At 40.9% G+C, this 14,186-nt stretch carries 13 protein-coding genes; 7 read left to right on the forward strand and 6 right to left on the reverse strand.

Annotated features, from left to right (window positions below):
- Positions 1 to 83: 83 nt before the first annotated feature.
- From QQK05_RS08630 to QQK05_RS08650, 5 genes are all read left to right on the forward strand, one after another.
- On the forward strand, positions 84 to 527 hold the full coding sequence (locus QQK05_RS08630) for a hypothetical protein (RefSeq protein WP_284297623.1): 444 nt from the start codon (positions 84 to 86) through the stop codon (positions 525 to 527).
- A gap of 140 nt (positions 528 to 667) precedes the next feature.
- Positions 668 to 1,420, forward strand: coding sequence for a hypothetical protein (locus QQK05_RS08635; protein ID WP_284297625.1), 753 nt, complete (start codon positions 668 to 670; stop codon positions 1,418 to 1,420).
- Positions 1,421 to 1,508: 88 nt separating this feature from the next.
- Complete coding sequence (locus QQK05_RS08640; RefSeq protein ID WP_284297627.1) at positions 1,509 to 2,219, forward strand: Crp/Fnr family transcriptional regulator; 711 nt, start codon at positions 1,509 to 1,511, stop codon at positions 2,217 to 2,219.
- A gap of 110 nt (positions 2,220 to 2,329) precedes the next feature.
- The gene (locus QQK05_RS08645; protein WP_284297629.1) at positions 2,330 to 2,626 is read left to right on the forward strand and encodes a hypothetical protein; all 297 of its coding nucleotides are present in this window, start codon (positions 2,330 to 2,332) and stop codon (positions 2,624 to 2,626) included.
- 38 nt (positions 2,627 to 2,664) lie between these two features.
- On the forward strand, positions 2,665 to 2,844 hold the full coding sequence (locus QQK05_RS08650; RefSeq protein WP_284297631.1) for a hypothetical protein: 180 nt from the start codon (positions 2,665 to 2,667) through the stop codon (positions 2,842 to 2,844).
- Between the two features lie 26 nt (positions 2,845 to 2,870).
- Here the strand turns inward: QQK05_RS08650 and QQK05_RS08655 are convergent, their stop codons facing one another.
- The 3 genes from QQK05_RS08655 to QQK05_RS08665 all read right to left on the reverse strand — a co-directional run bounded on the left by QQK05_RS08655 (position 2,871) and on the right by QQK05_RS08665 (position 8,265).
- Positions 2,871 to 3,875: a zinc-binding dehydrogenase gene (locus QQK05_RS08655; RefSeq protein ID WP_284297633.1), complete on the reverse strand. Its 1,005-nt coding sequence runs from the start codon at positions 3,873 to 3,875 to the stop codon at positions 2,871 to 2,873.
- 67 nt (positions 3,876 to 3,942) lie between these two features.
- Positions 3,943 to 7,083, reverse strand: a complete 3,141-nt coding sequence (locus tag QQK05_RS08660) for an efflux RND transporter permease subunit (RefSeq protein WP_284297635.1) — start codon at positions 7,081 to 7,083, stop codon at positions 3,943 to 3,945.
- The gene (locus QQK05_RS08665) at positions 7,084 to 8,265 is read right to left on the reverse strand and encodes an efflux RND transporter periplasmic adaptor subunit (protein ID WP_284297637.1); all 1,182 of its coding nucleotides are present in this window, start codon (positions 8,263 to 8,265) and stop codon (positions 7,084 to 7,086) included.
- A 104-nt stretch (positions 8,266 to 8,369) separates the two neighbouring features.
- Here QQK05_RS08665 and QQK05_RS08670 point away from each other — a divergent pair, with 104 nt between their 5' ends.
- On the forward strand, positions 8,370 to 9,311 hold the full coding sequence (locus tag QQK05_RS08670) for a LysR family transcriptional regulator (protein WP_284297638.1): 942 nt from the start codon (positions 8,370 to 8,372) through the stop codon (positions 9,309 to 9,311).
- 4 nt (positions 9,312 to 9,315) lie between these two features.
- Here QQK05_RS08670 and QQK05_RS08675 read toward each other — a convergent pair whose 3' ends face one another.
- Positions 9,316 to 10,218, reverse strand: a complete 903-nt coding sequence (locus QQK05_RS08675) for a LysR family transcriptional regulator (RefSeq protein ID WP_284297641.1) — start codon at positions 10,216 to 10,218, stop codon at positions 9,316 to 9,318.
- Between the two features lie 104 nt (positions 10,219 to 10,322).
- Here QQK05_RS08675 and QQK05_RS08680 point away from each other — a divergent pair, with 104 nt between their 5' ends.
- Positions 10,323 to 10,925: a short chain dehydrogenase gene (locus tag QQK05_RS08680; RefSeq protein ID WP_284297643.1), complete on the forward strand. Its 603-nt coding sequence runs from the start codon at positions 10,323 to 10,325 to the stop codon at positions 10,923 to 10,925.
- Positions 10,926 to 10,977: 52 nt separating this feature from the next.
- Here the strand turns inward: QQK05_RS08680 and QQK05_RS08685 are convergent, their stop codons facing one another.
- Both QQK05_RS08685 and QQK05_RS08690 read right to left on the reverse strand, forming a co-directional pair.
- Positions 10,978 to 12,009: a PepSY-associated TM helix domain-containing protein gene (locus QQK05_RS08685; RefSeq protein ID WP_284297645.1), complete on the reverse strand. Its 1,032-nt coding sequence runs from the start codon at positions 12,007 to 12,009 to the stop codon at positions 10,978 to 10,980.
- 46 nt (positions 12,010 to 12,055) lie between these two features.
- Complete coding sequence (locus tag QQK05_RS08690; protein ID WP_284297647.1) at positions 12,056 to 14,143, reverse strand: TonB-dependent siderophore receptor; 2,088 nt, start codon at positions 14,141 to 14,143, stop codon at positions 12,056 to 12,058.
- Positions 14,144 to 14,186: the final 43 nt, after the last annotated feature.

Here is a 14,186-nt window from a genome sequence, read left to right on the forward strand (position 1 = left end):
TCGACAACTAAGAGCACGAGTTTTTTACGGCATGACACTTTAAATCTATCCATTTAACTCAACATTAAGAAAGTGAATTCAACATGAAAAAACTATTACTAAGCTTGGCCTTATTAGGCGCTGTAACAACAAGTTCTCCGATATTGGCAAACAACTACACTGAACAACTCGGTAGCTGTCTAATTGATTCGCTCAATGGCAAAGAACGAAAAAATCTTGGTAAATGGGTGTTTCTTGCGATTGCAGCTCACCCTGAAATCGCACCGCTATCAAAAGCAACAAACGATGATAGATTAGCAACCGATAAATATGTTGGCGAGTTAATCACGCGTCTATTGACTGAGAATTGTCCTCAAGAGCTAGTTAAGGCCAATAATGCAGACCCTATGTCATTAAACCACGCATTTGAATTAGTGGGTAAAGTAGCCATGCAAGAACTTATGACAAACGATGCCACAATGCGTGCATTAACCAATTACGCTCATTTCACAGATCAAGAAAAAATAAATACTCTTTTAGCTAAATAATTCAATTAGTTAATCTATTCACCGAGAAATTTTTGATGACATTTTTTCGCAAGATTTAATGTCATCAACTACCCTTAATATAAGTAACCAAAGAAGTTACCTAGTCTGCTTTTATACGCTTATCGACGGGGAATGGATAGATGGCTCGATGGATTCAAATCACGACTTTTGTCGTTTCTATTATTGTGCTTAATCAAGAAGCACAGGCAAAAGATTGGCTATTTGTTATCAACCCTTACCTACAAGCAACAACTATTGAAGGCGATGCTACGCTAGGTGTGCTTAGCGCAGATGATGTTACCGTTGATTTTGATACAATTTTAGAAACGCTTGATTCAGGTGCCATGGTCAATTTGAAGGGACAGCATGATTCTGGCTGGGGCTTCATTGTTGATTATGCGTTTATGGACTTAAAAGATGATTTAGCAACTCCAAGAGACGGCATTGCCAGTGCGCGTGTCAGGCAAGGCGTATTACAAGTTGAAGGGTTATATTCCACGAAGAAAAAGTATGGGCAATTTGATTATTTATTTGGCCTACGTTGGTGGGATAATGACTTTGATCTTGATGTTACCCTCCCCCAAGCTTCACCAGAACTAAACGTGCGAAAAGATGAAGACTGGGTTGATTATTTCATAGGGGCTAGATGGACGGCAGAAATCAACCCAAGCTGGAGTTACTCGGTACGCGGTGATCTGGGAATGGGGGGAGCAGATTTCACCTCAAGTGTCGAAGGTGGCGTTCTATATCATTTTAACCGCAAACACTCGCTTGATATCAAATATAAGGCGACCTTTGTTGATGTGGACGAAGGTAGTCAAGGCCAAGTAGGACATTTCAAATATGATACAATAACCCACGGTCCAGTGATTGGTTATATGTACCAATTTTAATGGTCTGTTCAAAGATAAAACTCTAGCATTTTATGGCTGAAGGTAGTAATAAAGTAGTTTTTAATCACTTCAAGGTTATAAGAACGAGATGACTAAAAACTGTGAACTGCTTAATAGGATTGAATGGCCGTGCGATCTGCCAGAGATTGCTAGAACTACCCTGCTTCAAAAAGCCGCTATCATTCAGGTGAATGATACGTCTGAGCTACAAGCGAAGTTACCTAATAATATTATTTATGTTTTATCAGGTGTCGTTATATCTTGTATGGTGACAAACGGGATTAGAGCTGTTTCTGGTGTGGTTATTGGTAAAGGGTGTTGGTTTGGCTTGATTAATTTGGGTGAAATTAAGACACCGTATTTTCAATTCGAAATCGTTGAACCACTCGTCGCTGTTTCTCTTCCCGAAAAACACTGTCAATCTCTGGCAGAGATATATCCTCAATTATATAAGTGGCTATGGCATGTTAGTTTGGATATATCGTCCCGCTGGCTCCAAAGCCAAGTCATGTCAGGCGAAAGCATCATGACCAAGTTAGTTTACTTATTATTAGATATTGCAGCTCATCAAGGAAGTACAAAAGCTATGTCTTACCCCATTACACTATCGCAATACCAGTTTAGTAATATGACGGGGATCTCTCGTTCTAGATTAAATCATGCACTAAAAACGCTTGAACAAAACAATGAAATACTTATTAGTCGTGGGCATATAACCATTAATAATTTCGAAAAATTGGGCCAAAGGTTAAATGATTTAGATTTATCTTTTAGAGACCCGAGAACGTTGATTAATTAACACTAAAAAAGAGATTTAACTAAATATAAAGTTTTGTTCCCTAGGACACAGTCAAAGGTAAAAATCAGCATTAAAGTAACTGCATCCGAAATTAATTTGCAAGAACAAAAATGACTGAGTATACAAAAAAAACAAATTTTCATAACCATCATATTCACCTCAATAAACAACAGATAAAGCACTTATTGTTTGATTTTAAGTTGCTGATTTTACAAAAAGATGATTCAAAGGTTGCCAATTTTTGGCATCAACATCAGCAAGTTCTTACAGAATTGGCGAAGATAGGTATTGTTAAAAGTGCCGCTGCCATATCTGAGGGGATTAGTGCACAGCGGACTCATTCATTACAAATGCCACTCATCAGGCTGTGTCAGGCAATTGATGACTTAGCAACAAGTATCGATTAACTCAATCTACATTAAAAACATTACTTGAGGCTTCTTTCATGAATTTAGTTTTACAACGAGTCAATGACTACTTGTTAATCGTTTTTACATTGCTGGTAGAACTAGCTATCGCAGTACTATTGCATGTTTGTATTTGTATCGTTGCCGTTATCATTTTTATGACAGGCCAAATGTCTGAGTATTTTAACCTGCTTTACTTCATCATATTTAGCAATTAACAAACTTTGTCATGCACAGTTAGCTATCACTGAGATACTGCGACAATTTGCTTACCAAAATTGCTCCCATCAATCTGACTGTGCATTGCCTGTGTCACCGCTAACGCGTCAAACGCAATAGTTGTGAGACACGGTGTCGACAAGCGTTTTGACTGAATATCTTTTAACAAGTGATCACCTTTGATACTCAATTTGTGTTGTGCACATAGATTGCCCGAAAGCCAGGCTCCTCCCAGCGCAATAATGTGGATGCTTGGCGCTTTTTCAAAAAGCAGATCCTGATTTGTTTCGCTAAAACCATTTAAACACGCGATTTGCCCACCAAATTTTAACAATCTTAAGTTTCGTGCGGTTAACTCGCCGCCAACCGTATCTAATACCGCATCGAGCGGCATAGGTCCTAAACGACATTGAATGCTTTGCTCAAGATCATGAGCCATATAATCAAAAACTTCGTCAGCTCCAAGTTTTTTGACAAAGGATAAGTTCTTTTTTGAGGCGGTTGCAAAGACATTTAACCCTCTATGTTTAGCCAATTGAATAGCATATTGGCCAACAGCCCCGGATCCTCCGTCGATAAGAATAGTCTCTCCTTGTTGGACTTGCATTTGACACAACGATTGTAAGGCTGTCATACCAGCGCACGGCAACGCTGCGGCTGTCTGCGCATCAATATCCTCAGGTACCACAGATACCGCATGAGCTTCAATAACAACATATTCCGCCAAGACACCTTGTTTACTCAGATCGCCATGCCACATCACTCGCTTGCCAATAAGCGGGCACGCAGGCGTGTAACTATCTACAACAATACCAACACCATCTAATCCTGGGGTGTGGGGATACTGCCAGCTAGGGTATCCGGATAATGCTAACTTGCTATCGACAGGATTCAAACCTACACATTCGACTTTTACTAAAATTTGCTTACTCGTAATTTGAGGCACATCAATTTGCAAATCTGATAAAACAAAATCAGCCGACGGCTCAGTTAATGCTAGCGCTCTCATTTTAGTGGGAATGTTTGTCATTACTTATTCTCTGTTTCAAGTTAAGCGAATCGCCCGACTCGCTTGTCGAGCGATTATTTCTGCCAAATTAATCGCGGTGTTTATTGATTCTCTTTGAGACCAGTATATAGAATACAGGTGTAAATAAGAGGCCAAAAATTGTAACACCTATCATGCCTGAGAACACAGCTACGCCCATTGCTTGTCTCATTTCTGCACCTGCTCCACTTGCTAACACCAGTGGTACCACACCTGCGGCAAATGCTATTGATGTCATCAGTATTGGTCGAAGCCTTAGTCGACAGGCTTCAACTATCGCTTGCAAAGCAGTTTGTCCGTCATCTTGAATTTCTTTTGCAAACTCCACGATTAGGATAGCGTTTTTACAAGCAAGTGCGACCAATACAATTAGCGCAATTTGCGTGAATATGTTGTTGTCGCCACCAATTAACCAAACGCCTAATAACGCTGAAAATATGGTCATAGGTACGATTAAAATAATCGCTAATGGCAGTCTTAAGCTCTCATACTGAGCAGCTAAAACAGCAAATACCAAAATAACAACTAACGGAAAAACATAAACCATCGTATTGCCAGCTAAGATCTGCTGAAATGTAACTTCCGTCCATTCATATTCCATACCGGCAGGTAAAACTTGTGCTAATACCTCTTCAATCGCTTGTTGAGCTTGACTAGAGCTAAAACCTGGTGCTGGACTTCCGTTTAACTCAGCGCTTGGGAAACCATTGTAATGCATGACACGGTCAGGGCCAGTAGTTCTCGTCACTGAAACTACAGCGCCAAGAGGCACCATAGCACCTTGGGCGTTTCTTACTTTTAAACCAAGAATTTGTTTCGGATCAAGTCGATAGTTTGCATCAGCTTGCGCATTGACTTGATACGTTCTGCCAAACATATTGAAGTCATTAACATACATTGAGCCAAGGTAAATCTGAAGCGCATCAAAAACTTCACTTAATTCAATACCTAAAACTAACGCTTGCTCTCGGTCAATGTCGATATCTAACTGTGGAACCTGAATACGAAAAGTTGAATACAATCCCATTAACTCCGGCTTTTTTTGACCTTCAGCGATAACCTTGTTTAACGTATCAAAAAGTGCAGTAACACCAAGGTTACTTCGATCTTCAATTTGAAGCTTAAAACCACCAGTAGAGCCTAGGCCTTGAATTGGAGGCGGTGGGAAGATTGCTACAAAAGCTTCATCTATAACTGAGAACTTCTGGTTAAGCTCAGCAACAATTGCATGTGCTGATAAGTTAGGATCCTGTCTATCACTAAAGTCATCAAGCGTTGCAAACACAATCCCGCTATTAGGGCTATTGGTGAATCCATTAACCGATAAGCCTGGAAACGAAATAGTTTGATCTACACCAGGTGTTTCTAATGCTATCTTTTCCATTTCACGAATCACTGATTCAGTTCGATCCAGACTAGCAGCATCGGGAAGTTGAGCTATGGCAACTAAGTATTGTTTGTCTTGGCTAGGGATAAAACCACCTGGGACCTTACTAAATATTCCCCCCGTCGCCATTAGTAAACCAACATAAGCCACCATAACAATCATTGAAAACCGGATAAGTTTTTTAACAACTAATTCATAACCACGTGCTCCTTTATCAAACAAACGGTTAAACGGTGTAAATACAACACGGCCAAATAGTTTATCTAGTGCGCGAGTTAACCAATCAGGTTTATCATCCGCACTTTTCAGTAATAGTGCCGAAAGTGCTGGTGATAAGGTTAATGAATTAAATGCCGAGATAAGCGTAGATATCGTTATCGTCAAGGCAAATTGCTTGTAAAACTGGCCTGATAAACCGGTAATAAATGCCGTAGGAATGAATACAGCACAAAGTACCAAAGCAATCGCTATAATTGGCCCTGTAACTTCCGTCATGGCTTTACGAGTTGCCTCAAGAGGTGAAAGCCCCTGATGAATGTTTCGTTCAACATTCTCCACAACGACTATAGCGTCATCAACCACAATACCGATAGCGAGTACCAGTCCAAACAATGATAATGTGTTGATTGATACGCCAACCCATTGCATTACAGCAAACGTTCCAATCAATGATACCGGCACAGCAATCAATGGAATGATTGATGCACGCCATGTTTGTAAAAATAGAATAACCACAAGTACGACTAGGACAATCGCCTCAAGTAACGTATTAATTACCGCATCGATCGAGCCTCTAACAAACACCGTTGGATCATAAGCAATTTCGTAATCCACACCGGCTGGGAATGACTTAGCAACTTCTGCCATAGTTTCTCGTACGCTGTCTGATAATGCGATTGCATTCGAGCCTGGTCTTTGGAATATAGGCATAGCAACCGCAGGCTTACCATTAAGTAAAGCTCTAAGGGCATAGGTATTTTGGCCGAGCTCAACACGCGCTACATCCTTTAAACGAGTAATTGAGCCATTAGTACCGACTTGGATAACGATATTTTCAAAATCTTCAACTGAGCTGAGTCTACCTTTAACATTGAGCAGTACTTGGAACTCGCTTTCTACCGCTGTAGGTTGAGCACCTAATGATCCTGCTGCTACTTGTCTGTTTTGTTGGCGAATAGCGGTGACAACATCCATAGCCGTCATATTAATTGACGCAATAGCGTCTGGATTCAACCATACTCTCATCGAGTACTCACCGCCACCAAAGAGCTGAACATCGCCAACCCCCTCTAGTCGAGCGATTTGGTCTTTGATCGTTAGACTTGTGTAATTTGAAAGATAACTGATTTCTCGTGACTCATCTGGCGAAAAAATATGTACAACCATCGTCAAATCCGGCGATGCTTTTTCCGCAACAACACCTAGTCGCTGAACCGTCTGTGGTAGTCTAGGTAGTGCGCTATTCACCCGGTTTTGCACTTGAACTTGTGCTTTATCTAAGTCGGTACCAAGTGCAAAAGTCACCGTTAATGTCATTCGGCCATCGCTTGTCGCTTGCGAAAACATATACAGCATGTTTTCAGTGCCATTGATTTCTTGCTCTAACGGTGTTGACACTGTCTCAGCAATCACCTTAGGGTTTGCACCTGGGTAATTCGCGGTTACCACAACGGTTGGAGGAACAACTTCAGGGTATTCACTAACCGGAAGCTGTAATAAAGATATAGAGCCACCAATCAATATAATGAGCGACAACATGGATGCAAATATTGGCCGCTGAATGAAGAAATGTGAAAAGTTCATCTATAACGCCCCAATTAGTGCTGTTGCTAGTGAGGCATGACTTTGCTCAGGTTGATTTTGCTTTAACGTCACTGCAGATAAATCAAGCGACACATTGCGTGGTAAAACTTGCATACCTGGACCAACTTTAGCAGGACCATTCACCGCTATGACATCTTTTGCGCTCAACCCTGACTCCACCGCACGATATTTGCCAAATCTATCGCCTAATTCAACATTACGGTATTGAAGCGTATTATCTTTAGACAAAACAAGTACGTATTGATTTTTCAAGTCCGTACCAACAGCCCTCTCAGGAATCAACACCTTATTTTTGCTTAACGTTGAAGAGATTTTGACACGAGCAAATGAACCCGCTTTCAATTTATTTTTGGTTGTATCAAATGCCGCACGAACACGGATCGTACCCGTTGTAGGATTGACAATATTATCGATAAAATCTAACTGTCCTGTCTTGACTGAATTATTACCCACCAGTTCTAGCGATACAGGTAAATGACTCGATGCACTGACTTGTGAAAAATCTTTATTCCATGTTCTTTCGTCCACATCGAAATACGCATACATTTTATCCGTTGAGACAATGTTAGTCAGAACGCTTTGATTGGCTGTTACGGTATTACCTTTGGTGATGTATGCACTCGAAACTAACCCTGTAATAGGTGATATAACCCGCGTAAATTCTAAATTAAGCGAAGCAGATTCGAGTTCAGCTTTCAGTGCTAGTAGCTCTGCGTGACGTTGTTTAGTCACAGATATTCTAGACTCAATTTCTTCTTGTGAAATAGCACTGCTACGCCCGAGACTAATCACGCGCTCTTCCCTATTTTGAGCTTGCTCAAGTGCAGCTTCAGCACTGGATATTTGTGCTTTAATTCGTGAAACCTCAGCTTGAAATGGCCTAGGGTCAATCTGAAACAGTAAATCCCCCTCTTGAACAACTTGCCCCTCGGCAAATGCGACATCAACAATCGTTCCAGAAACACGTGGTGATAACGTGACAAACTCTGGTGATTCAAGCCTTGTTGTGTATGTGTGCCATGACTGCACTTCTTCAAATGCTACTTGAGCAACATCAATAGGAACTTGAGGCAGAACGGCAGTTTGATTACCTTCACTGCCCTGGCAACCAGCGAGCAATAATGCTGCCACGACAGAAAAACCTAGTATGCTTTTTTTCATTTTCAATACTCTCCAAAATTTTCCATATTTTAAAAGCTGTATTGATTCCAATAAACCACCTATAATTACACTCTATGTTGCCAGAATAGCACCAATCAAATATTATGGATTTATCGTCAAGAATTTTACTTTTCTTAGAGGTTACTGAGCGAGGTTCATTTGCCAAAGTAGCTGAGCACCGAAAAATCGACCGTTCAGTCATCTCAAAGCAAATTGCCAAACTCGAAGAAGAATTAGGTGTGCGCCTGCTCAATCGAACGACACGTTCACTCTCTATTACAGGAGCGGGAAATGAGGTGCGCAGAAAAGCAATTTCATTAAGAACCACACTAGATGAAACGATAAGGCTTGCTGAAAATTATCACGTCGAGCCAAAAGGTACGCTAAAGATCACCTGTAGTTACTCTTTGGCTGAGCAAGTTATTCAGCCTGTAATTAACAATTTCAGTACCAAGTTTCCCGACGTAAATATCGAGCTTTCCGTCAGTGACACCCTTGTTGATATTGTAGGTGACAGTTTTGATTTAGCCTTTCGTGTTGGCGATTTAAAAGACTCGACACTTGTTGCACGGTATCTGGCTAGAAATAGACTCGCGTTGCTTGCCACACCAGAATTTTTAGCACGCATGGGGCACCCAAAAACCATATCTGACCTACAGAAACTGCCAGCCGCTTGTTACGCGGGTCAAAAATTGAAAGTGGATTACATCGACTACCGAAATAAAACAGGCGAAGTTGAGCGAATTCAAATGAACTGTGCGTACTGTGCAAATGACATTGATATGATGAAAAGTCATGTTTTATCTGGGGCGAGTTATTATTTGGCACCGGCATTTCATATCCATGATGAGGTAATATCTGGAAAATTAGTGCCAATAATGACTGATTTAAACTTACTGGATTTTGCTGCAATATACGCAGTATACCCACACCGTGACTTGCCATTGAGAACTCGCTTATTCTTCGAAGCAGCAAAAGAATACTTTGGTAATAATCCACCAATCTGGGAACAAAATATTCCTGGATTCGAAAATATGTATCAATGATGGTTCAAGTACAGAGCTTGAAAACCGGATGCTCAACGAGGTAATCGATGAGTAGTCTTACACGATAAGGTAAGTTTTTCTTCGACGTATAATATAGCCAAATAGGTGCCCCGTCAGGCCAATACTCTTTCAATATTGGCTCTAACAGTCCTTGTTCAACATATTGGTGGCACCGCCAAGAACCTATAGCAGCAACGCCAAAGCCCTCAGCTGCAGCGACTCGCACTGCATCAATATTTGATACTGTCAACGCTGGTTTGGGCATAATTTGTACAATTTGCCTGTCATTATTGTATAAGCGCCAGCTTAGCTTCTTATTTGTTGATAACTGTTTATAAATTATCGCCTTGTGTTGATGCAAGTCTTCAACTTGGTTAATTGCAGGGGAATTAGCCAGATAGCTTTTGCTAGCATACAACCCCACCTGGAGTTGATAAATAGGTCTTGCAATGATGCGACTAACTTCATTAATTTTGTTACCAATGCTGACATCAAAGCCCTCCTCTATTGGGTCTAGCACTCTGTCGTCGAACACGAGGTCAAGCTCAATCTCAGGGTAAGTCGCCAGAAAATCACCTAACACAGGGAGCACAATTTCACGACCAAATGATTCTGGTAAATTAACTCTTATTTCGCCAGCCGGGTTGCGATTAAGGTTGCCAACGTCATCAACAATTCCCTCCAGTTGGCTAACTAAAGGTTCAGCTCGTTCGAACAACATCCTCCCTTCATCAGTTAATGCAAACTGATGGGTTGTACGATGAAATAACCGGATATTTAATTGCTTTTCTAATTGAGCAATTCCCTTGCTCACAGCGACAGGTGAAACCCCTAGTTCTCTTGCTGCGCTTGAGAAACTGGAGTTATTTGCAACCACAATAAATAACGACAGCTGCGTTGGTAACATAAACCCTTTAAACCAAAAGTTAAAACTATTTAAACTTTATTCTACCTACAAGATAAAACAACTTTCAACCAAAATGGACCTAAGATATTTTTGGAGAAAAAATTATGAAAAAAGTACTCGTTATTGGTGCATCAGGTTTATTAGGTAAAAACATCGTAAAACTATTAGCTGACGACGCTGAGGTGATTACCGCCTCACTTAGCGATCCAAACAACCCCGTCGATATTTCAAACACAGATTCAATCAAATCACTTTTTGAAAATGTGGGATTAGTTGACGCGGTAATTTGCACAGCAGGTATTGCAAACTTTGCCGATTGGAATAAAGCAGCGGATTCTGATTGGAGCTTTGCCATCAGCAATAAACTCATGGGGCAAATTAATATCATCAGACACGCTATGGAAAAGGTTAAAACTGGCGGCGCCATTGTTTTAACGACAGGAATTTTAGCGCAATACCCTATGCCTGGTTCGTCAATAGTATCTACTGTTAATGCAGGACTTGAAGCAGCGATAAAAACGCTCAAGGTTGAGCTAGATGGTTCTGTCAGAATTGGTGCTATCTCACCTGGTTGGATTGCTGAAACTCTTGTTGCCATGGGAATGGATGAAAAACAAGGTATGCCGGCAATAGAAGTTGCACAAGCCTATATTGATTATTTAAATAAAGGTAACCATGGTGATATTGTGGTCACAAGCAGCCGTTAATGCTTAGCTAGAAAACGGCGCAAGCGATAAAGCTTGCGCCGTTTACATTTTATTATGCTCTACGTAATTTCCCGATAAATTCCTTACGAACAAACGTTGTCATCGCAAAACACACCATGAAAACACCAACGAAAGAGCTGATAATTAATACCAATAAATAAGCGGTAGGCATGCGTGCACCATCATGAAGAAACCGAGCACTATATTTTGCTTGGTAGGTTAGTCCCTTATCACCGAATGTCTGAGCAGACAATAGATCACCTGTTGCTACGTCAATTTGCATACTGTCCGTTTGTGATAACGCAAAAAGATTATGTCCATTGAAGCTTAAGTTAATCGCATTACGGCCTTTTACAGGTCTTCTTGGTTTTGAAATCCTTACCAATTCTGCATTAGGCCACATTTCTTGAGCTGCTATTAGCTGATTTTTCAAATCACCTGCTGGCGCTATATTTCTCACTGGCTCCTCATAAGGTGCCATCCCTCTTGGACCGTACGTGATATATGCACCTGTAACCGCCATAATAATCATCGGAACTGAGAATAGTAACCCTAGTTGGATGTGGCTTTTTATCAATGCCGTATTTTTCGTGTTCTTTGGAAAGGTATGTTTCCACCTAAAGCTCTTTCTAACTAACCACCACAAATAAACACCAATAACCATTATGATGCTTGCCGCGATTGCACTAACCGCGTTTACATGTTTGCCAGGTTGGTCCAATTGAAAGTTGCGATGAAAAAAGAATATCCAACGCCAAATAGGGTCACGTATATTATCAACGCGCTCTATTTGCGCCAAATCACTTGTCAAGAAAAGGGTTTCATCAGGTAACGAAAGTTCAACAAAAGGTCGTTCCTGAGTAGGTAATTTGACTGACTTCAGTTGTGGGTACGAAGACGCCAGTTTAGCCGTTATCTCAGCTTTTTGTATTTGGCTTAGTGGTTGAAATTTTTGATCTTTATCATCAAGCCTTTTCAACAAGTCTATGCCGCCTAAATAGATACCGGTCGTGAGCACAATCAACATGATTATACTGATGACAAAACCTGTCCAGTTGTGAATTAGTTTTAAGTATTTAACCATTACTGCTTACTTCAATGATAAAAGGCTGCCGAGGCAGCCTGTTGATTTAAAAGCTTGCTTTGACTTCAAAGCGTACCGTTCTTCCATCACCCACCGTGGCATTATTCGTTGAACCACCTGCGACGTATTCTTTGTCAAACAGGTTCTCAACATTTAGCCTAAAATCGACATCATTATTTGCGATTTCCATGCTGTAAGTCGCTCCCATGTCTATTCTCGTATAGCCTGACTTTTCTACGGTATTAGCCGCGTCTGCGTAGCGATCCCCCACATAAAATAAGCCACCATTTAACGCAAAATCATGCGTAAATTCATAACGGCTCCATAAAGACGCTGACCATTTTGGCGCATCAGCTGGTGTATTACCTTGGTAGTTCTCATCTTGCTCATAAGTAGCGTCCAAGTTCATCGCCGTTGCCATCACAAAGAGCTTGTCTGTAATCGCGCCCTGTGCCGACATTTCGAACCCTTTGTGTCGTTGTAAACCAGATTGCGTTGTAACCGTATCGTATTGCGGATCATTCTCTAAGGTTTGTGTAATCAGTGTACCTGACTTCTCAATATCAAAGTAAGCACCTGTGACCAAAAGTCGCTCGGATATTTGCCATTTAGCACCTAACTCGATTTGCTCAGAAGAAACGGCATCAAGTTGCATACCGTGGTTACGATCTTGCTCATCGTTGAGTGTTTCACTCGATTGAGGTTCGAAACCTTCGGTATAGCTCACATATAGTGTTGCATCTTCAACTGGATGATAAATAACACCTAACTTAGGTAAGAAAGATTCGTTATCAGCACCTTCTTTTGTTTGTTTATCATAGCGACCACCAAGCGACACTTGCCATTGTTCATTAATTGTCATCAAGTCCTGAAAGTAAATGCCGTAATAATCATACTCGCTAGTGTAGAGAGTATCGTCGGTCAAATACGTAATATCAGGCTTAGCAGCTTCTTGTTGCCCTACTACCGTGTCAAATGATTGGCCATTAGTTTTCAGCTGACCATAGTAATAATCAAGACTGTTTGCGCCAACTAATACCTGATGCTCAATACCAGCGAATGACAATTCACCAATAAAATCAACAAACGCTGTTGTAAATTGCCAGTCGTCATATCGATCGTAAGGCTTAGATGTATAACTATCGCCTAATTGGTAATCTGACGGTTTTTTTGGCGACGACTCAAAACGTTGGCGAGCAAAGTTTTGTTTATTTATCCCGGCTTTAACACGCCATGTATCAGATAGAAAATAATTTACATCGACGCCGTAGTTTTCAACATCGATATCAGTAAATGCCCATGACATGTCATAAATCATTTGACTATCACCAATAACCTCGCCGTCTTCATCAAGCCAAGCGCCCGTATCTAATCCAGCTTTGTCCTGCGTCTTATCATAATGAAAGCGTACCATCAGATCGTCATTAATATCATAATCAACAACAATAGAGCCTAAAAATCTGTCGCGTTCTCGCTCTTCACCATTTTGATATTCTCTCTCATAAACAGCATCTTGTTTAACTAGAACAGTGCGGTAACGGAGCGTTTCGTCTTCAGTTAACGCTCCGCCAGCGTCTAGCATAAAACGACTTGAGCCCAGATCGTCAACATCGACACCAAATTCAAAAAGTCGATTTGCCGTCGGCTTTTTCGTTACCATGTTGATCAAGCCTCCCGGTGCAGATTGACCATATAGAATACTTGATGGTCCTTTAATAATTTCAACACGTTCTAAGGTTTCAATTGGCTGTTGATAGTGTGACCAATGTTGATGGCCGTCACGCAAATAGCCTGTTGACGAACTTAAGGTAAAACCGCGAGCACTAAATACCTCACGGTTACGCTGTTTAGAGCCAGCCGTTAAACTTGCATCATTTGCAACGACTTCTCCGAGTGTTGTAGCAAGTTGCTCATCAATGATCGTTTCGGAAATTACGGTAACTGATTGAGGGGTCTCTAGAAGCGATGTATCCATTCTCATGGCTCCACTTGCTTCGTCTACTTTATAGTCATCGAAATACGTACCTTTTACTTCGATTACTTCATAACCATCTTTGGTTGTTGATGCTGAACTGGAAAAACTTAATAAACCTGCACTAATCGCGATTGATAACAAAGAATGTCTACTTTTCATGGAAACTCAACTGTATATTGGAAAAAACGCGGGCAGTTTACAT

The organism is Thalassotalea loyana, from assembly GCF_030161435.1.
GTDB classification, from domain to species: domain Bacteria; phylum Pseudomonadota; class Gammaproteobacteria; order Enterobacterales; family Alteromonadaceae; genus Thalassotalea_G; species Thalassotalea_G loyana.